9 protein-coding genes, 4 tRNA genes, 2 pseudogenes and 1 riboswitch are annotated in these 19,219 nt (G+C 65.6%); of the genes and pseudogenes, 5 read left to right on the top strand and 10 right to left on the bottom strand.

All coding sequences use genetic code 11. From position 1 onward, the window contains the following. Positions 1-27: 27 nt before the first annotated feature. Positions 28-1,124, top strand: a pseudogene (gene aroC, locus CLV01_RS23290) (chorismate synthase). A gap of 66 nt (positions 1,125-1,190) precedes the next feature. Here aroC and nrdR read toward each other — a convergent pair. From nrdR to CLV01_RS23275, 3 genes and pseudogenes are all read right to left on the bottom strand, one after another. Further along, positions 1,191-1,645: pseudogene (nrdR, locus tag CLV01_RS23285) on the bottom strand (transcriptional regulator NrdR). Positions 1,646-1,667: 22 nt separating this feature from the next. Then, the gene (glyA, locus tag CLV01_RS23280; RefSeq protein ID WP_034396192.1) at positions 1,668-2,915 is read right to left on the bottom strand and encodes a serine hydroxymethyltransferase; all 1,248 of its coding nucleotides are present in this window, start codon (positions 2,913-2,915) and stop codon (positions 1,668-1,670) included. Between the two features lie 34 nt (positions 2,916-2,949). Continuing rightward, positions 2,950-3,125, bottom strand: a riboswitch (ZMP/ZTP riboswitch). Positions 3,126-3,262: 137 nt separating this feature from the next. Further along, entirely contained in the window at positions 3,263-4,174 is a 912-nt protein-coding gene (locus tag CLV01_RS23275; protein ID WP_013801441.1) for a lytic transglycosylase domain-containing protein, read from the bottom strand. A 769-nt stretch (positions 4,175-4,943) separates the two neighbouring features. Between CLV01_RS23275 and CLV01_RS23270 the strand changes: the two genes are divergently transcribed. Both CLV01_RS23270 and CLV01_RS23265 read left to right on the top strand, forming a co-directional pair. Beyond that, a complete protein-coding gene (locus tag CLV01_RS23270; RefSeq protein WP_099733100.1) occupies positions 4,944-8,762 on the top strand; it encodes a DUF748 domain-containing protein in 3,819 nt (1,272 codons plus the stop codon). Positions 8,763-8,916: 154 nt separating this feature from the next. Then, on the top strand, positions 8,917-11,544 hold the full coding sequence (locus CLV01_RS23265; protein ID WP_043819031.1) for a DUF349 domain-containing protein: 2,628 nt from the start codon (positions 8,917-8,919) through the stop codon (positions 11,542-11,544). 141 nt (positions 11,545-11,685) lie between these two features. Here the strand turns inward: CLV01_RS23265 and CLV01_RS23260 are convergent. The 4 genes from CLV01_RS23260 to CLV01_RS23245 form a co-directional block, all read right to left on the bottom strand. Next, positions 11,686-11,770 (bottom strand) — tRNA-Leu (locus CLV01_RS23260). A gap of 155 nt (positions 11,771-11,925) precedes the next feature. Next, a tRNA-Leu gene (locus CLV01_RS23255) sits at positions 11,926-12,010 on the bottom strand. A gap of 155 nt (positions 12,011-12,165) precedes the next feature. Continuing rightward, positions 12,166-12,250: transfer RNA gene (locus CLV01_RS23250), tRNA-Leu, on the bottom strand. A 160-nt stretch (positions 12,251-12,410) separates the two neighbouring features. Further along, positions 12,411-12,495 (bottom strand) — tRNA-Leu (locus tag CLV01_RS23245). A 34-nt stretch (positions 12,496-12,529) separates the two neighbouring features. Here CLV01_RS23245 and rnr point away from each other — a divergent pair. Next, positions 12,530-15,112 (top strand): ribonuclease R, encoded by a 2,583-nt coding sequence (rnr, locus tag CLV01_RS23240; protein ID WP_099733101.1) that lies wholly within the window; start codon positions 12,530-12,532, stop codon positions 15,110-15,112. Positions 15,113-15,118: 6 nt separating this feature from the next. On the opposite strand, the gene CLV01_RS23235 is transcribed toward rnr, so the two are convergent. Genes CLV01_RS23235 through CLV01_RS23230 form a run of 3 tightly spaced genes read right to left on the bottom strand, consistent with a single transcriptional unit; the run spans position 15,119 to position 18,012 of the window. After that, positions 15,119-16,696 carry an NAD(P)H-hydrate dehydratase gene (locus tag CLV01_RS23235; RefSeq protein ID WP_099733102.1) on the bottom strand — a complete coding sequence of 526 codons (1,578 nt, stop codon included), beginning with the start codon at positions 16,694-16,696 and terminating at the stop codon, positions 15,119-15,121. Between the two features lie 45 nt (positions 16,697-16,741). Then, complete coding sequence (locus tag CLV01_RS29745; protein ID WP_257221474.1) at positions 16,742-17,098, bottom strand: FAD-dependent oxidoreductase; 357 nt, start codon at positions 17,096-17,098, stop codon at positions 16,742-16,744. Next, entirely contained in the window at positions 17,095-18,012 is a 918-nt protein-coding gene (locus CLV01_RS23230; protein WP_257221473.1) for an FAD-dependent oxidoreductase, read from the bottom strand. Before CLV01_RS23230 ends, CLV01_RS29745 begins: the two co-directional genes overlap by 4 nt. A 370-nt stretch (positions 18,013-18,382) precedes the next feature. Between CLV01_RS23230 and rpsB the strand changes: the two genes are divergently transcribed. Continuing rightward, the gene (gene rpsB / locus CLV01_RS23225; RefSeq protein ID WP_012206747.1) at positions 18,383-19,135 is read left to right on the top strand and encodes a 30S ribosomal protein S2; all 753 of its coding nucleotides are present in this window, start codon (positions 18,383-18,385) and stop codon (positions 19,133-19,135) included. The last annotated feature ends 84 nt before the right edge of the window (positions 19,136-19,219 follow it).

Genomic DNA, 19,219 nt, shown 5'->3' with positions numbered 1-19,219 from the left:
GGGCTACCCGGGCATAATCGTCGGCCTATGAGCGGCAACACCTTCGGCACCCTATTCACTGTCACCAACTTCGGCGAATCGCATGGCCCGGCCATAGGCTGCGTCATCGACGGCTGTCCGCCCGGCATGGCGCTGAACGAAGCGGATATCCAGCAAGAACTGGATCGCCGCCGTCCCGGCACCAGCAAGTTCGTGACCCAGCGCAACGAGCCCGATGCGGTGGAAATCCTCTCGGGCGTCTACGAAGGCCGCACCACGGGCACGCCGATCGCGCTGCTGATCCGCAATACCGACCAGCGCAGCAAGGACTACTCCAACATTGCGCAGAGCTTTCGTCCCGGCCATGCCGACTACGCCTACTTCCAGAAATACGGCATCCGTGATCCGCGCGGCGGCGGCCGTTCCTCGGCACGGCTGACGGCCCCACGGTGGCCGCTGGTGCCGTGGCCAGGAAGTGGCTCAAGGAAAAGTTCGGCACCGAGTTCCGCGCCTGCATGACCCAGGTGGGCGAGCTGTCGCTGCCCTTCGAGAGCTGGGAGCATGTGCGCAACAACCCCTTCTTTGCGCCGGTGGCCGATGTGTCCCAATACGAGGAATACATGGATGCGCTGCGCAAGTCGGGCGACTCCTGCGGCGCTGCGCTGCGCGTGCAGGCCAGCGGCATGCCGGTGGGCCTGGGCCAGCCGCTGTATGACCGCCTGGATGCCGACGTCGCCTACGCCATGATGGGCCTGAACGCGGTCAAGGCCGTGGAGATCGGTGCCGGCTTCGACAGCGTGGTCCAGCGCGGCACCACGCACGGTGACTCGCTGAGTCCCGAAGGCTTTCGCAGCAACAACGCCGGTGGCATCGTCGGCGGCATCAGCACGGGCCAGGACCTGGAAGTGCGCATAGGCATCAAGCCCACCAGTTCCATCATCACGCCGCGCGAATCCATCGACGTGCAGGGCCAGAGCACCGAGGTCATCACCAAGGGTCGCCACGACCCCTGCGTCGGCATCCGCGCAGCGCCCATCGCCGAGGCGCTGCTGGCCCTGGTGGTGATGGACCATGCGCTGCGCCACCGCGCACAGTGCGGTGACGTGGATTCGGGCCTGGCTCCCATCCCTGCCGCCGCACCCTGAAAGCACTGCCAGGCCACCAAAGAAAAAGCCGCCCAAGGGCGGCTTTCTTGCGTCCTGCCGGCCTGATCAACCGGGATTGCGCACCTCATCCATGACGTTCTTGAAATCGTCCACATCCTCGAAACTGCGGTAGACGCTGGCGTAGCGGATGTAGCCGACCTTGTCGAGCAGCTTGAGCTCGCGCATCACCATCTCGCCCAGGCGGCTGGAGAGCACTTCGCGCTCGCCCAGGTTGCGCAGCCGCTCCTCGATGCGCTCGATCGCGGCATCGATCTGCTCTGTGCTCACGGGGCGCTTGCGCAGCGCGATCTTGAACGAGCCCAGCAGCTTGGCGCGCTCGTACTCGATGCGCCGCCCGTCCTTCTTGACGATGGCGGGAAAGCTGACCTCGGGCCGCTCGTAGGTGGTGAAGCGCTTGTCGCAGCCGCCGCACTGGCGGCGGCGGCGGATGAAGCCCCATCCTCGGCCTCACGGGTCTCCACGACCTGGGTGTCCGGATGGCTGCAGAACGGGCACTTCATGGCAGGCCTCTATGCGTGCAACTCAGGCGCCGTAGACCGGGAAGCGGGCCGTCAGCTCGGCCACCTGGGCGCGCACGCGGGCCAGGTTGGCTTCGTCGGCGGGGTTCTCCAGCACGTCGGCCAGCAGGTTGGCTGTCAGGCGGGCTTCCTCTTCCTTGAAGCCGCGCGTGGTCATGGCGGGCGTGCCCACGCGGATGCCGCTGGTCACCATCGGCTTTTCGGGATCGTTGGGGATGGAGTTCTTGTTGATTGTCATGTGGGCGGCACCCAGCGCGGCTTCGGCCGCCTTGCCGGTGATGCCCTTGGCGCGCAGGTCCACCAGCATGACGTGGCTTTCCGTGCGGCCGGAGACGATGCGCAGACCGCGTGCCGTCAGCGTTTCCGCGACAACCTTGGCGTTCTTCACGACCTGTTCCTGGTAGGTCTTGAACTCGGGCGACAGCGCTTCCTTGAAGGCCACGGCCTTGCCGGCAATGACATGCATCAGCGGGCCGCCTTGCAGGCCGGGGAAGATGGCGCTGTTGATGGCCTTCTCGTGCTCGGCCTTCATCAGGATCACGCCGCCGCGCGGGCCGCGCAGGCTCTTGTGCGTGGTGGTGGTGACCACGTCGGCGTGGGGCACGGGGTTGGGGTACACGCCTGCGGCGATCAGGCCGGCGTAGTGGGCCATGTCCACCCAGAAGATGGCGCCGACTTCCCGGGCGATCTTGGCGAAGCGCTCGAAGTCGATGGCCAGGGCGTAGGCCGATGCGCCGGCCACGATGATGCGGGGCTTGTGCTCGCGCGCCAGCGCTTCCATCTTGTCGTAGTCGATGGCTTCTTCGGCATTCAGGCCGTAGGAGACCACGTTGAACCACTTGCCCGACATGTTCAGCGGCATGCCGTGCGTCAGGTGACCGCCTTCGGCCAGGCTCATGCCCATGATGGTGTCGCCGGGCTTGGCAAAGGCCATCAGCACGGCCTGGTTGGCCTGGGAGCCGGAGTTGGGCTGCACGTTGGCGGCTTCGGCGCCGAACAGCTTCTTGACGCGGTCGATGGCGAGCTGCTCGACCACATCGACGTTCTCGCAGCCGCCGTAGTAGCGCTTGCCCGGATAGCCTTCGGCGTACTTGTTGGTGAGCTGGGAGCCCTGGGCTTCCATCACGGCAGGCGAGCAATAGTTCTCGCTGGCGATCAGCTCGATATGTTCTTGTTGACGCAGGTTCTCGGCCTGGATGGCGGCAAAGACTTCGGCGTCGACCTTCTCGACGGTATTGGTGCGTTGAAACATGGCAGTCCTGTGAACTTGAAATTCCCTTGAGGCCAAGGGCTGCCCAGGCGAACGGCGGAACACTCCAGATCCCGCGTGCGCATGGAGGCTGGGCGGTACGCTCCCCGGTGGTTCACAGAAGGTGGTCCTTCTCGGGCCTTCTGCTGGTTTCCACGTCAGCGGCAGCGGTGCGTGAAGCGGCTGCGCCTATCGCCAGTTGCGTACCCCGCTAGTGTAGCTGAGCCGGTGGCGCCGAAGACCTGGCAGGGGCGTTGCAGAAGGCGTTTGCGTGGGCCGCCTGCAGTTGGATCGGGCATGAAAAAAGCTGGCCTTGGCCAGCTGTGCACTCACTATGCCGGGAAGTCAGGCTACAGCGCCGGCTCCTGGGACTGAAGGGCCACCTGCTCGGAGCGGGCAGAGGTGTTGCTCGAGCTGACCGGCACGGCTGCAGGCGCAGCCGCTGCTGCCGGGACCGAGGCCTCGGCCACGGGGGTGGCCGGCTTGGTGGAGGCGATCTGTACGGCCTGCCGGGGCTGATCGACCTTGGCGGTCATCAAAGGCACGGCACGCAGGCCGGCGGCCATGCGCAGGCGCTGGTGCTCGGCCAGCACCTTGGCGGCGTAGCCACCATCGGTGGGCAGGTTGGCCGCGCCCACGTAGTAGCGCAGGCCTCCTTCGATGGAGCCGGCGCGCTCGATGCATTCCTTGAGCACGCGCACGCCCACGCGCAGATTGCTGACCGGGTCGAAGGCAGCATTCTGGCCACCGAAGTTCTCATACTTGTCGGTATGCACCGTGGTCATCACCTGCATCAGGCCCTGCGCGCCGACAGCGCTTTGCGCAAACGGGTTGAAGCTGGACTCGATGGCCATGATGGCCAGGATCAGCGTGGGGTCCAGGCGGTTGACCTTGCCCAGGTCATAGGCCTCGCTGACCAGTGCCGCGATCGGCTCAGGCGCCACGCGGTACTTCTTGCTGAGCCAGAAGGCCACGGCTGCCTGCTCCTTGGGCAGGTTCTTGGGGTTGGTCGCCGTCGCCCGATCGCTGGCAGCGAGTTCGACGGGAACACCCAGCTCGGCCATCTGGCGAGCGGTCAGCCAGGAGCGCAGCTGGCTCTCTCCGGCATCGCGCAGGTCAGGGCGGGCGAACAAGGTGATGGCCATGAAGGCCACAGCAAGGCCCAGCAGGGCGAAGCTGTTGTGGATGATGGCAAGAAAACCGTTGGCCACATCGATGGCGAACGTTCGCGCGGCGGCGAAAAATTTTCCTGACGCTGGCATAGCTTTTTCCTTTCTAGGGGCACCAACCCGAAACGGCCTTCGCCGAAGCGAAGGCCGGTGAGGCTGACACCCTGGATTGGGTGCTGCGGATCCGGGAGGCTGGCGCTTGGTGCGCCATTGCGTTGTAGGCCTGCGGGATCTGCTCAGTCGTGAGGCAGCAGAAACAAAAAACGCTCTATTCGAGCGCTGGCGGATTCTAGGAGTTCACCAAATACACGGTCAACACTATGAAATCAACTTTTTAGATCAATGAATAATAACAAACCATGGATGTAAACACAGTTTTGAGGTCTTGAAGAGCGGGTGGCGTGCTACCGATGTACGCCGCTTCCGCCGTTTTCAGAGTGCGTCATGAAATTGCAATGAAATGCAAAAGCACTGGCAGGCCGACCCTGCGTCCTTCTATATTGGAGGCGACTGCTCCTGCAGTCGTCTCGCCAAGGTGGAAGACAGGTAAAAGTGGTGTTCGATAGTGCGGACACCGTGGTTCAAGTCTTCTTCCGCGGCCTTCCTGGAAGCAATCTCTTGCTTCCAAGCAGCAAGGACCATCCTCTCCTTGACTGCGGAAAACGGTCGGGACTTGTGCCCGCCGTAAAGCCCGGAAACCGGTTCACGGCTTCCGGGCTTTGTCGTTCAAGGATGGCCGCAACGTCAAGAAATGTGCCGTGGTGCGGACCCAGCCGTTGCTGCCGCCCCAATTTCTGGTGCAATGCAGCCGTTGCCCTGTCCTGTGTCCCAGGATGAGGGCTGTACTAGTTACCAGAGCCCCATGCAATCTCTCTTCAAGCACCGCTGGCTGCGCAGGCTGGCCATCGCCCTTGTGGCGTTCCTTTTGCTGTGGCTGCTGCTGTGGGCGCTGGTGCCCGTTGTGGCCAAGAGTCAACTGGAAAAGCAGGCATCGGCCAAGCTGGGTCGTCAGGTCCGTGTGGGTGCAGTGGAGTTCCGGCCCTGGTCGCTGGAGCTGACCCTGCGGGACCTGAGCATTGCCAGGAGCCAGGCGGAAGGCGCGGCGCCGGAGTCCGTGCCGTCTGCATCTTCGTCCCCCCAGCTTCAGATCGACCGTATCTATGTCAATGCCAGTATCCAGTCGCTGTTTCGGCTGGCGCCGGTGCTGGATGCCATCGAGGTCGATGCGCCGGTGCTGCGCCTGACCCAGCAGAGCCTGGGGCATTTCGATGTGGACGATGTGCTGGCCAGGCTGGCCGAACCCGGCGACACGCCGCCCTCCAGGCCCGTGGGCTTTGCGCTGTACAACATTGCGCTGCGCGACGGCCGCGTGGAATTGCAGGACGAGGTCCAGCAGCGCCAGCACATGCTCGAGCAGTTGCAGCTGCGCCTGCCCTTCATCAGCAACCTGGAGTCCAAGCGCGAGATCAAGGTGCTCCCGCACCTGTCCTTTGCGCTCAACGGCAGCCGGTTTGAATCGAGCGCCCAGAGCACGCCCTTCACCGAGCAGCGCCAGACCGCTGTCGATCTGAGCTGGCAGGGCGTGGACCTGACACCTTATTTGGGCTATGTGCCCGTCACCGCGCCTGTCAAGCCGCGTTCCGGCGTGCTGGATGCCAACCTGCACATCTCCTTTGAGCAGGCCGAGCAGGCCGTGGTCCGCATCACCGGGGAGGTCAGCCTGTCCGGCGCCGAGCTGCACGACCGCGACGGCGCCCCCCTGCTGCGCTTCGAGCGCCTAGCCGCCGTGCTCAAGAACGTGCAGCCGCTGCAGTCGGTTGCGGAGCTGGAGTCCGTGCAGTGGAGCGCTCCCGAGATTTTTGCGGCCCGCGATGCGCAAGGCCGCATCAATTGGACGGCGATGGGGGGTGCTTCCTCCCCGGATGCCAGGCCGGCAGCGGAAAAGCCTGCCTCCGACGCGCCCCAGCCGTGGAAGGTCAGCCTGGACAGGCTGTCCGTTGCCAATGCCACGGTGCACTGGCGCGATGCCGCTCCCGACGCTGGAAAGTCGGGCGCTGCGCTGCAGGCGCGCGAGCTGTCGTTGCAGGCGCGCGATATCCGCTGGCCCCTGGAGCAACCGCTGCAGCTTGCTGCCAGCATGCAGGTGCAGCCCGAATCGGCGGGGGAGGGGGCGAAACCTGCAGAGTTGCAGCTGCGAGGCGCCTTGACCGACAAGCAGGGCCAACTGGCCATCTCCGCGCGGCAATTGCCACTGCAACTGGCAGCACCGTACCTGTCTGCCCATATCAGACCCGAGCTGACGGGCCTGTTGAGCACCGACGCCGGCCTGGGCTGGAACGGTTCCGCCATGGTGGTTCAGGTGGCCGGGCTGGGCGTGGAGCAGTTGAGCCTCAAGGACAAGGCCGCGCCCGTCGATATCGCGCACCTGCAGCTGGAGCAGGTGCAGGTCAATCTGGCCAGCCAGCAGGTCTCCGTTGGCCGCTTGGCATTGCAAAAGCCGCAGCTGGCCGTGTTGCGCGATGCCCAGGGCCGGTGGATGTACGAGCAATGGCTGCCGCCCGCCTCCTCGGCACCCGCATCGCAGGACGCCGGCAAGGACAAGTCCCGGCCCTGGGGCCTGAAGCTGCAGGCGGTGGAGGTCGATGGCGGCGCCATTGCGCTGCGTGACGAAGCGCCCGTGCGCAACGCGGATTCCGCGCGCACCGTGTCGCTGGACCTGGGTTCACTGCGCCTTCGCATGGGCGCCATCGAGCCGCTGGCCGCCAAATCCGCGCCCACGCCGCTGGAGCTGTCCGCGCAGGTCAGCTCGGGCCGGCGTGTCCAGGCGGGCTCGCTGAGCCTACGGGGGGACCTGGGGCTGGCGCCGCTGTCGCTTCAGGGCAAGTTGCAGGCGCGCAGCCTGCCGCTGCATGCGCTGGAGCCCTACTTTGCCGACATGCTCAATGTCGAGTTGGTGCGTGCCGACGGAAATTTCCTCGGACAACTGCGCTTTGTCAGCCAACCGGCCGGCCCCGAGCTGGCGGTGCAGGGGGATGTCGAGCTCGTGGATCTGCGCATGCGCTCCGCGCTGGCCTCTCCCGTGCAAGCAGCGGGCGAGGCCGCAGGGCAGGGCGCGCCACGCACGGCGGCAGGTGCCGTGGCTGCCGTGCTCAGCGAGTCCACGGCCGACCGGGCCAAGGCCCAGTCGGTTGCCTTGGGACTCGGCCTGCGCGATGAACTGCTGGCCTGGAAGACGCTGGCCGTGCGCGGCCTTGACCTGCAGATGCAGCCCGCCCAGCCGCTGCGCCTGAGCGTGCGCGAGACGGCTCTCAGTGACTTCTTTGCGCGCGTCATCGTTCAGCGCAACGGGCGCATCAACCTGCAGGACATCGTCAAATCGGCGAAGTCCCAGCAGTCCCTGGAGCAGAACGCCGCGCCGGCCGCGGATGGCACGGCGGCTTCCGCCGAACCGGCGCCGCCGCAGGCTGCCTCCGGGCCTGCGCCCGTCATCAAGATCGGGCCGATTGTGCTGACGGGCGGCAGGGTCCAGTTCTCCGACTACTTCATCCAGCCCAACTACTCGGCCGACCTCAGCGAGCTGGCGGGTCGCCTGAGCGCCTTCTCGTCCGAGCAGCCTGCCAGCCAGCAGGCGCCGCAACTGGCGGATGTGGAACTGCGCGGCCGCGCCCAGGGCACGGCTTCGCTGGAGATCACCGGCCAGGTCAATCCCCTGGCCAAGCCGCTGGCCCTGGACATACGAGCCCAGATGCGCGACCTGGAACTGCCCCCGCTGTCGCCGTACTCCATCAAGTACGCGGGCCACGGGATCGAGCGCGGCAAGCTCAGCATGGACGTCAACTACAAGATCGAGCCCGATGGCCAGCTCACGGCGCGCAACAAGCTGGTGCTGCATCAGCTCACCTTCGGCGAAGCTGTCGAAGGCGCGCCCGCCTCGCTGCCCGTGCGCCTGGCGGTGGCGCTGTTGGCTGACCGCAACGGAGTCATCGACCTGGACCTGCCGGTCAGCGGCTCGCTCAACGACCCGCAATTCAGGCTGGCGCCGGTCATCTTCAAGATCATTGGCAACCTGATCATGAAGGCCATCACCTCGCCGTTCTCGCTGCTGTCGGGCGCTTTTGGGGGCGGCAGCGAATCGGGCGTGGTGGCCTTCGCGCCGGGGCGTGCCCAGATCGACGGCAAGGCCCGCGAGAGCCTGGACAAGGTGGTTGCCTCCCTCAAGGATCGCCCGGCCCTCAAGCTCACCGTGATCGGCGAGGCGCGCGAGGCGCAGGACAAAGAGGCCTGGAAGCAGGCGGAGCTCGATCGCCTGCTGCTCGCCCAGAAACGCCGCCAGGTGCTGCGCGACGGCAAATCGGCAGAGTCCGTGACCGAGTTGCCCGCCTCCGAAGTGCCGGCCTTGACCAAGGCGCTGTACAGTCGCGCCGACTTTGCCAAGCCGCGCAATGTCATCGGCATGGCCAAGGACCTGCCCACCGACCAGATGCGAAGTCTGCTGCTGGAGCAGATTGCCGTGCCCGACGACGCCATGCGCGAACTGGCGCTGGCCCGCGCCGTGGCCGTGCGCGACTACCTTGCCCAGCAGCAGTTGCCGCTTGAGCGCCTGTTTCTGGGGGCTCCAAAACTGGACTCCGACGACCAGGAATGGAGTCCGCGCGCCCAGCTCAGCCTGTCCACGCAGTAGCCCGGTTTTGGCTCCGCTTCAAATAACGGCGAGAATATGGTTTTCCCGGTCCGGCTAGCATGCCCGCATGCGGCCTGGCCGGCCGCGTCTGGCGGCCCGCGGCAGCCAGACATTCAACGATTGATTCATGTCTTCTCTTTCCCCCCGCAGCACCATGTCCGATGCACCTGAAGTGAGCCCTGCTTCTGCCAAGAATCCCGAACAACACCCCTTGGATGTGCTCACGGGCGGTGCCTTCTCCGCCGAAACCTCGGGTGATCGCGCCGCGCGCATCCGCGACTGGCTGGCAACCCAGCCTTCGGTCGAGCAATTGCAGGACGTCCTCAAGGAACTGAGCGCGCGCGACAAGGGCGCGGCCCGTGCCGTGCGTGAGCGCCTGGACGAGATCCGCCGCACCAAGGACCAGGAAAAGATCGCAGTGGAGTGGGCTGAAAAGGCCCAGGCGCTGCTGGTCGCATCGCCCTTCAATGCCGCCGACGCCATCGCCTGGCAGCGCGACGCCGCCAAGGCGGGTGCCCCGCTGTCGCGTGAACCTCTGTCGCAGCACAAGGCCCAGCTGGCCGAGCGTGTCAAGGCCATCGAGGAGCTGCAGCACCGCGTGCAGGTCCAGCGCGAAGTGGCCGTTTTGCTGGCCCAGCGCATCGAGGTCCTGTCCACCAAGCCCTGGCGCGATGCCCAGGCTGTGCTCGACAACCTGCGCGCCGACGTGGCCCGTTGGCAGGAGCAGGCCGGCGAACTGACTGGCGATGACAACTGGGCCAGCGTGGACGGACGTTTCCCGCCCCAGCTGGAAGCCGCCAGCGCACAACTGATCCTGGTCTGGGATGCCTTCCAGTCTGCACTGGCGCTGACCGAAGCTGCCGCCGCCGACGAAGCCGCTCCGCTGCCCACCGTGCCCGTGTGGGCCGATGAGCTGCGCGTGGCGCGTGGCCTGCCTCCCGAGGCAGCGGCTGCCGAGCCGTCCAAGCCCGCTCCCGCTGCCCGCAGCGCAGCCCAGCCCAAGGCGAAGACATCGCCTGAGCAAGTGGCTGCTGCCAGCAGTGCACTGACCCAGGCGCTGGAGCAGCTCCAGGCCGAGACGGCTGCAGGCGAAAGCAAGGCCGGTTCCGCCGCCGTGCAGGCCGTGCGCGCCGCCATCAAGGCCCATGGCCGCCTGGTGGACGATGCACTGGTCACCAAGGTGCATGAGGCCCTTCTGGCCGCTGGCGAGTCCGAAGGCTGGCCGCGCCAGAACGCCGACAAGCTGCGCGAGGAACTGGTTGCCAAGGCCGAAGCCCTGCTGAACCGCCCTGAAGGCCAGGCGCTGGGTGGCCGCAAGATCCAGGAATCGCTGCGCAGCCTGCGCGAGCAATGGAAGCTGGCCGACCAGGGCAGCGCAGCCAACCACGCACTGTGGAAGAAGTTTGACGAAGCCTGCAACACGGCCCACAAGGTGGTCGAGTCCTGGCACGACAAGCTGCGCACCGAAACCACCCAGTCCAAGGCACAGCGCCTGGCGCTGATCGAAGAGATCAAGGCCTGGGCAGCGCAGCAGTCCGCCAGCGAAGACCTCAAGGGCGCGGCGCGCGCACTGCGCCAGTTCGCTGAACGTTGGCGTGAAAGCGGCCACATCGGCGAGAAGCTGTTTGCCGAACTGCAACCCCAGTTCAAGCAGGCCATGGCCCTGGCCGAGGCTCCGTTGCATGCCGCGCAAAAGGCCAGCCTGCAGCGTCGCCACGCCATGATCGACGAAGCCACGGCGCTGGGCGCTGCGCCCAACCTGCGCATCGACGCCGTCAAGGCCCTGCAGCAGCGCTGGCAGGCCGAGGCGCAGGCCGTGCCTCTGGACCGAAAGCACGAGCAAAAGCTCTGGGATGCCTTCCGCAAGCCACTGGACGAAGCCTTCAACCGCAAGGGCACCGAGCGGGGCCCCCGCGCCGCCGCCGTGGCGCTCAGCGACCATGATCGCCGCGTGCTGGAAGCGTCGCAGGCCGTGGAAGCTGCCAACACCTCGGGTGATGTGCAGCAAATCCGCGCTGCGGTGGAGGCTCTGGAGCAAGCGCTGCGTGGCCGTGCCGATGCTTCCGTGAATGCGGCCCAGCCAGCACAGGAGCCTGCCGCTGCTGCAGCGGGTTCGGAAGAATCCGAAGCCAAGCCGGTGCCGGTGCGCCCCGTGGTTGCCGTGCGCGGCGACGATCGTCCTGGCATGAAGAAGGAAGAGGGCGGTGCACGCGCTGCCCGTCCTGGCGACCGCCGCGATGGTGGCCGTGGCCGCGACGGCCGGGATGGCCGAGACAGCCGCGACAGTGGCCGTTTCGGCCGCGAGCCGCGCGAAGAGCGCGGACCGCGCCTGGCGGACCCCGCCTTCCGCGCCCAGCGTGAAGCCATGGAACATGCCCAGGACGCCCTGCGCAAGCTCGCGGCCCAGGCCCATGGTGAAGCACTGACCCAGTTGATGGCGGCGTGGGAGTCGCGTGATGCTGCCCAGATGCCGGCCGCCCAGCAGCTTGGCGGCCGTGTGTCTGCGCAAGTGCGCAGTGCCTGGTCGCAGGCCCTGGGCCAGGCTCCCAAGGGAGACGCGGGCGAAGCCCTGCTGCGCCTTGAAATGGCCGCCGACGTTCCCACGCCTGCGGAACATCTGAGCGCCCGCCGTGCCCTGCAGCTGCAGCTGCTGACGCGCCGCAACGATCCTGCTCCGCAGGAAACCTGGGGCAACGATGCCGCCCGGGTGCTGGCATCGCCGCGCGATGATGCCAGCGCGCGTCGCCTGCAGAACGTGCTCAAGCAACTGCTGCGCAAGTGATGCACGGGAGGTGATCCTCTCATCCAGGAAGGGAGCCGCTGGCTCCCTTTTTTTTGTGCCATGGATGCGATCTTCTGGGGTCGATGCGTCTGCAGCGCCCAAGAAAAAAGGCCGTTGCATGTGCAACGGCCTTTTCATGTTTGGTGCCCAGGAGAGGACTCGAACCTCCACGGAGTTACCCGCTAGTACCTGAAACTAGTGCGTCTACCAATTCCGCCACCTGGGCATTTCAGAGTGAGCAAATTATATAGCGCGAAATCTCCGTCTGAAGCCGATTTCCCAAGTTTTTGAGAAATTTCTGCGGGATGGGGGAGGGGCTTGCGACGGTGCCGGCGAGGCAAAGAAAAAAGGCCGTTGCGTGTGCAACGGCCTTTTCATGTTTGGTGCCCAGGAGAGGACTCGAACCTCCACGGAGTTACCCGCTAGTACCTGAAACTAGTGCGTCTACCAATTCCGCCACCTGGGCATTTCAGAGTACGCAAATTATATAGCGTGAAAGCGATGTGCCGGGCAGGTTTGCAAAGATTTTCCTGAACTTTTCTTGGCGAGATGCCCTTGTCATCGGCTTTCAGCGATCAGAAAAGAAAAAGGCCGTTGCGTGTGCAACGGCCTTTTCATGTTTGGTGCCCAGGAGAGGACTCGAACCTCCACGGAGTTACCCGCTAGTACCTGAAACTAGTGCGTCTACCAATTCCGCCACCTGGGCTTACTGAAGCTGAAATTTTACTGCATTTTTTTGCAGAAGTATCCCGATCTTCGATTTTTTTCTTGAGACTGTCATCTACCAAGTCATGAAGCCAGGGAACTGCCTTCTGCTGAAGATAGTTCCTTAGTTCACCGCAACCTCTGCAGGTTGTCGTTAAACTTGGTGCCCAGGAGAGGACTCGAACCTCCACGGAGTTACCCGCTAGTACCTGAAACTAGTGCGTCTACCAATTCCGCCACCTGGGCATCTCAGGAAAGATTTAGATTGTATACCAAGAAAATGAACCCTCACGCCAAAAGCGCCGATGTGAACGACGAAATCGAGGGCAGTGTGCAGGGGCACCGCGACGGACATGGCTTCGTCATCCGCGATGACGGCGAAGGCGACATCTTCCTCCCCCCCAATGAAATGCGTGCCGTGCTGCACAAGGACCGCGTGAAGGTCCGCATCGTGCGGCAGGACCGCCGCGGCCGGCCTGAAGGCCGTGTGGTCGAGATCATCGAGCGCCCTGCGCACAACATCATTGGCCGCTTCTTGCAGGAAAGCGGTGTGTGGCTGGTGGCGCCCGAGGACAAGCGCTACGGCCAGGACATCCTGATCCCCGCCAATGCGACAGGATCGGCCAAGATCGGCCAAGTGGTGGTGGTGGAACTGACCGAGGCGCCTGCGCTGTTCGGCCAGCCCGTGGGACGCATCATCGAAGTGCTCGGTGAAGTCGATGATCCCGGCATGGAGATCGAGATCGCGGTGCGCAAGTACGGCGTCCCGCATGTGTTTTCCGATGCCTGCCTGGCGCAGGCCAAGGCGCTGCCGGACAGGGTGCGGCCTGCCGACTGCAAGAAGCGCATCGACCTGACCGATGTGCCCCTGGTGACCATCGATGGCGAGGACGCGCGCGATTTCGACGATGCCGTCTACTGCGAGCCCGCCAAGGTCGGGCGCAGCAAGGGCTGGCGCCTGCTGGTGGCGATTGCCGATGTGAGCCACTACGTGACCACGGGCAGCGCCATCGACATCGATGCCTATGACCGCGCCACCAGCGTCTATTTCCCGCGCCGCGTGATCCCCATGCTGCCCGAGAAGCTGAGCAATGGCCTGTGCTCGCTCAACCCCGATGTGGACCGCCTGTGCATGGTCTGCGACATGCTGATCACCGCCAAGGGCGAGATCCATGCCTATCAGTTCTATCCGGCGGTGATGCACAGCCATGCGCGCTTCACCTATACCGAGGTGGCGGCCATCCTGGCCAATACGCGCGGCCCGGAGGCTGCGCGGCGCTCGGAGCGCGTGGGTGACTTGCTCAATCTTCATGGCGTCTACCAGGCGCTGCTCAAGTCGCGCGAGGCGCGCGGCGCCGTGGACTTCGAGACCACGGAGACGCAGATCGTCTGTGACGAGAACGGCCGCATCGAGAAGATCGTGCCGCGCACGCGCAACGAGGCGCACAAGCTGATCGAGGAGGCCATGCTGGCCGCCAATGTCTGCAGTGCGGACTTCATCGAGCAAAGCGGTCGCGTCGGCCTGTTCCGCGTGCACGACAAGCCCTCGCTGGAAAAGCAGGACATTCTGCGCAACTATCTGAAGGCCATGGGGGTCGGTGTGGCGCTGAGCGAGAACCCGGCCACGTCCGAGTTCCAGGCCATTGCCAACGCCACCAAGGACCGTCCCGACGCCCAGCAGATCCACACCATGCTGCTGCGCTCGATGATGCAGGCCTTCTACACGCCCGAGAATTCGGGCCACTTCGGTCTGGCATTCGATGCCTATACGCACTTCACCAGCCCGATCCGTCGCTATCCCGATTTGCTGGTGCACCGCGTGATCAAGGCCGAGCTCGAAGGCACGCACTATCGCCTGCCCGAGCTGCCCACCCCCGGAGAAGCCGAGGCCAAGCTGGCCAAGCGTCTGGCATCACGCGTCAGCCCACCCGGCCAGAAGCCGCGCAAGCGCGCGCCCGCCGCCGAGGTCCAGGCCTGGGAAGCCGCTGGCCTGCACTGTAGTGCCAACGAGCGCCGGGCCGACGAGGCCAGCCGCGATGTCGAAGCCTGGCTCAAGTGCAAGTACATGCGCGAGCATCTGGGCGAGGAGTTTGGCGGCATGGTCTCTGCGGTGACCACCTTCGGCATCTTCGTCACGCTCGACGCCATGTATGTGGAGGGGCTGGTCCACATCACCGAGCTGGGCGGCGACTATTTCCGCTTTGACGAGGCGCGCCAGGAACTGCGCGGCGAGCGCTCGGGCATTCGCTATGGCATCGGCACGCGGCTGCGCGTGCAGGTCAGCCGCGTGGACCTGGATGGCCGGCGCATCGATTTCCGCCTGGTGCGCGATGGCGAAGAGCAGCCGGCCTCGGGCCGGCCCGGCAGGGCGCCGGCGCGCACGGAAACCCATCAGGGCGAAAAATGGGGCCGCCGCGATGCCAAGGAAAAGCGGGCGCAGCGCAATTCGGGAGGCTCCGGCGGTGCAAGGCCTGAGTCTGATGCAGCGGCGTCGGCCGGCAAGCAGGGGCGCAAGGCGTCTAAAAAGGCCATGGTCAAGGGTGTGAACCTGGCCGCGCTGGAAGCTGAATATGCGAATGCCCAGCCGCGCCCGGCTACCACGGCGCGGCAGAGCGATATGGGCGAGGCGGTTGCGGAGCCATCATCCGCTGGCTCTGCTGCGCGACCCCGCAGAGGCCGGGCGTCCGAGGCGCGCAAGTCCGAGGCACGCAAGCCTGCGGCCACGGATGCTGCTGCCCACGGCCTGCCGCAGCTGCCTCCACCGTCGCCGGTGCAGGCACTGCGCGCCTTGGGCAAGAAGGCCTTGGGTGCCGTCAAGTCCAAGGTGACGGGCAACACATCCAAGCCCCGGCGCAAGTCCTGAGGGTTTTTATGTCCCGAGCTGCTGGGCCAGTGCGCTGGCGCTGAACGGGATGTGCGCAGGCCAATGGTCTGCTGCAAATCCATGGCGCCAGGCCGCCAGGGCTGCTGCCTGCGTGGGCTCCAGGCCCTGGGCCCACAGCGCGGCAATCAGCCCGGCGAGCACATCGCCGGTTCCTCCGGTCGACAGGCGGGCGTTTCCCGTGGGATTGATCCAGCAAAGCGGTGCATCACTCTCTCCCTGGGGCCCGGCGATCACGGTGCCGGAGCCTTTGAGCAGCGCGGTGCAGTCGAAGCGTTGCGCCAGCTGCCTGGCGGCGTGCAGCCGCTGTGCCTGGACCTGTGCGGTGTTCGTCTTCAGCAGGCGGGCGGCCTCCAGCGGGTGTGGCGTCAGCACCGTGTGCAGGTCGCGCTGGCGGCGCTCTTTCAGGAGCGAGGCCAGCGATTCATCTTCGGCAACGGCATTCAGTGCGTCTGCGTCCAGCACCAGCCTGGGGGCTTGTTCCAGTATCTGGGGCAGCCAGGTGCGCACCGCCATGCCTCCCCCGCATCCGCAGGCCACGGTGGTGCTGCGCCAGTCCTGCGCCTCGGGGCTGCGCAGCATGATTTCGGGCCAGGGCGCGGTGGCCTGGCCTGAGCCGGCCGAGGCATCGAGCAGGGCGAGCATCACGCGCCCCGCGCCACCATGCAACGCGGCCAGGGCAGCCAGCCAGGCGGCGCCGGTCATGGAAAGGCCGCGCTGTCCCAGCCCCTCTCCGCCAAGAATGGCCACGTCGCCAAAGCTTCCCTTGTGGCTGGCATGCGGGCGCGGGGTGCTGGCGCCTGGTGAGAACAGTTGTGCGCAGGGCAAGGGAGTGAGGATTGGCTCGCCTTTCGCCAGTCCCGTGTCCAGGTCATCCCACCATATCTGGCCGCAGGCATCGCGGCCACTTCCTGTGAACAGTCCGGGCTGCAGCGTCAGCAGTGCCAGCGTGTGCCGTGCGCTGGCTGGGGCGTTCGGGGGTGCGAATCCAGGCAGGTACTGCCCGGTGTCGGCATCCAGTCCGGAGGCTATGTCCGCGCAAAGGACCGGGCTGGTGCTGGACTGCAGGCTGCGCAGCAGAGTGAGCAGACGCTCATTCGTGCTGGTGCGTGGGCTTGCGGCGTCTGGCTGGCGCAGGCCGATGCCCAGCAATGCGTCAATGCACAAGTCCTGTGGCCCCATGTCGGCGGGCATGTGCTCGGTCCATTGCACGCCGGCTTCGTGGGCGGCGTCCCAGGCGGCGCGTGCATCGTCTGGCATGTGGGCGCGTTCGCGCACGCAGCTGACCAGAATGCGGCAACTGCGGGCCTTTTCTGGCGCCGCATTCAGGCTTTGTTGCAGCCAGGCGGCTGCCTGCAAGCCATCGCCGCCGTTGTTGCCGGGGCCACAGGCTATCCAGATGCAGCGTGCATGGGGAGCGATGGCGCGTGCCAGGCGTGCCAGGCCCGCGCCCGCGCGTTGCATGAGGCTGTGCGCGGGCAGTCTGGCTGCCGCCTGCTGTTCCAGGGTGCGAGTGGCCGCCGTATCAAACAGCGGCAAGGCGGTGGATGTGGGAATGCGCAGCATGGACCGAGCATAGCGGTCCGCCGCCGGGTGGCGGACGGGTGGCGATCAGCCGAAGCGGCGCGGGTCGAGCAGTGCGCTGTCCAGGAAGCTGGCGCGGTTGTCCATCAGGTCGCTCAGCATGCTTGCGCACCCCTGCGCGATGGCGGCGCCGCAGCTGCCGTGTCCCAGGTTGAGCCAGATGCCGGGCAGTCCGCTGGCGCCCACCAGCGGCAGTCCATCGGCCGTGCACATGCGCGTGCCATGCCAGATCTGCACGCCCGAGGCCAGCACCGCGCTGCCGGGAAAAACCATGTTGAGGCGGTGATACATGCGCTGCAGCGTGGCCTCATGCATGGGGCTGCGGCGGCCCAGCTCCGCGCCGGCCACGATGCGCATGCGCTGGCCCAGGCGGACCAGGGTCATCTGCTCACTCCAGTCCACGATGGCGTGGCGGGGGCATAACCTTGTTCGCGCAAAGGGGCGCTGACGCCATAGCCGTGCAGGGCGATCATGGGTGGGCGCAGGCCCAGCGGCGTGAGCAGGTTCGCGGCCTCGGCGCCGGCGCAGACGACGATGGCGTCGTGCGAACGGGGGGGGTCTTCGCCCAGCAATTGCAGGCGTGCGGTGCGCCCGGCGCCGCCGGGCTGCAATCTCTGCACCAGGCGCTGCGTCTCGAATCGTGCTCCTGCCGACTGCGCTGCCTGGCGTTGCATCAGCGTGGCAAGGCGGCCATTGGCTGCGCCTGCCTGTGGAAAATACAGGGCGCCTGCGAGCGTGGTTTCCTCGCCCAGCGCGGGTTCGCGCAGCCGGGTCTGGGCGGCATCCAGTGCCTCGCAGCGTGTGCCGGCCTCGGCCAGTGCGTCCAGCGCAGGCTTGAGTTGTTCGTGCTCGGCCTCGCTGCCCAGCAGCACCAGGCTTCCGGCGACATATTCCGGGTCAAACTCCCATTGCCGCCACAGCGATTGCTGGAACTGCTGGCTGCGCTGAGTGAGCGCCTCCAGCGCCGCCATGGCGGCTGTGGGCACGTTACCTTTGCGCAGTTGCCGTCCGGCCTGGCGCCATTGCCATAGCCAGCGCAGCTGGGCTGCGAGGTTTCCGGGGCCCAGTCGCGGCAGGGCCTGCCGGCCGGGAAGGGAGGGGGAGCGTTCGGCGGTCGAAAGGCCGGGTACGCTCCAGGGCTGGAGCAGGCTGGGGCCCAGCCAGCCGGCATGTCCGAAGCTGGCTTCTTCGGCAGCGGTGCCGTGACGCTCGTAGACGGTGACCTCGTGGCCGGCCTGTGCCAGTGCGTGGGCTGTCGCAACGCCAATGCTGCCGGCGCCCACAATCGCGATGTTCATTTTTGGGTGGAATCTGCTGAAGTGCCCGGATTATCAAGCGGATGCAGCTATCACTACAGGAGTGTGTGCATCTTGTGCAACTGCCGTGGCCGTGAGGGGTGGTGGGCGCGCTTTGAGAGCGAAGCCTCGATTGAGGGGTGGCGTGTGCTAGAATCTTGCGGCTTTGCTGGGGGTTCCCCCTGATTTTCTCCGCGATTGCCGGGGGTCAGGCGAGAGCTTTTGGGTGCGGGGTGTTCGTCAAGAACGCCTGCCCATGCTTGGGGATCCTGCGCAAAGTCAATCGCAAACCAGTCCCTTCAAGGTGTTGCGCCCTGTACTTCAGGGGGCAATTGTCGGGCTGGATTTTAGACCTAACCTTTGAGGTATTCATATGTCCGTCACTATGCGCGAGATGCTGGAAGCAGGCGTCCACTTCGGTCACCAGACCCGTTTCTGGAACCCCAAGATGGCCCCCTTCATCTTCGGTCACCGCAACAAGATCCACATCATCAACCTGGAAAAGTCGCTGCCGATGTTCCAGGACGCCCAGAAGTTCGTCAAGCAACTGGCGTCCAACGGCGGCACGATCCTGATGGTCGGCACCAAGCGCCAAGCCCGCGAGATGGTGGCTGCTGAAGCCCAGCGCGCTGGCGTGCCCTTCGTTGACCAGCGTTGGCTGGGCGGCATGCTGACCAACTTCAAGACCGTCAAGACGTCCATCAAGCGTCTGAAGGAAATGAAGGCCCAGCAAGAAGCCGGCCTGGAAGCCATGAGCAAGAAGGAACAGCTGATGTTCGTTCGCGAACTGGAAAAGCTGGAAAAGGACATCGGCGGCATCCAGGACATGAACAGCCTGCCCGACGCCATCTTCGTGATCGACGTGGGCTTCCACAAGATCGCCGTGGCCGAAGCCAAGAAGCTGGGCATCCCCCTGGTTGGCGTGGTTGACTCCAACCACAACCCCGAAGGCATCGACTATGTCATCCCCGGTAACGACGACTCTGCCAAGGCTGTGCAACTGTACGCCCAAGGCATCGCCGACGCGATCCTGGAAGGCCGCGCTGCTGCACTGACCGACGTGGTCAAGGCTGCATCCGGCGAGAGCGGTGACGAGTTCGTGGAAGTGGAAGAATCCGCTGCCTGATTGAGCTTGTCCGGCTGAGCGACCTCGTCGCTGAATAAGAAGCGGGGCTCAGGGTAGCCCCGTTTTTTTAGCCGAAATCCTGTA

The organism is Delftia sp. 60 (assembly GCF_002754395.1).
Taxonomy (GTDB): domain Bacteria; phylum Pseudomonadota; class Gammaproteobacteria; order Burkholderiales; family Burkholderiaceae_C; genus Comamonas; species Comamonas acidovorans.
The sequence above is the reverse complement of the archived record's forward strand: the minus strand, read 5'-3'. Positions and strand labels throughout refer to the sequence as shown.

Bases quoted from the DNA above. Each gene is read 5' to 3' on its own strand.
- glyA (WP_034396192.1), bottom strand. From the start codon at position 2,915: ATGTTTCAACGCACCAATACCGTCGAGAAGGTCGACGCCGAAGTCTTT.
- CLV01_RS23275 (WP_013801441.1), bottom strand. From the start codon at position 4,174: ATGCCAGCGTCAGGAAAATTTTTCGCCGCCGCGCGAACGTTCGCCATC.
- CLV01_RS23270 (WP_099733100.1), top strand. From the start codon at position 4,944: ATGCAATCTCTCTTCAAGCACCGCTGGCTGCGCAGGCTGGCCATCGCC.
- CLV01_RS23265 (WP_043819031.1), top strand. From the start codon at position 8,917: ATGTCCGATGCACCTGAAGTGAGCCCTGCTTCTGCCAAGAATCCCGAA.
- rnr (WP_099733101.1), top strand. From the start codon at position 12,530: ATGAACCCTCACGCCAAAAGCGCCGATGTGAACGACGAAATCGAGGGC.
- CLV01_RS23235 (WP_099733102.1), bottom strand. From the start codon at position 16,696: ATGCTGCGCATTCCCACATCCACCGCCTTGCCGCTGTTTGATACGGCG.
- CLV01_RS29745 (WP_257221474.1), bottom strand. From the start codon at position 17,098: ATGACCCTGGTCCGCCTGGGCCAGCGCATGCGCATCGTGGCCGGCGCG.
- CLV01_RS23230 (WP_257221473.1), bottom strand. From the start codon at position 18,012: ATGAACATCGCGATTGTGGGCGCCGGCAGCATTGGCGTTGCGACAGCC.
- rpsB (WP_012206747.1), top strand. From the start codon at position 18,383: ATGTCCGTCACTATGCGCGAGATGCTGGAAGCAGGCGTCCACTTCGGT.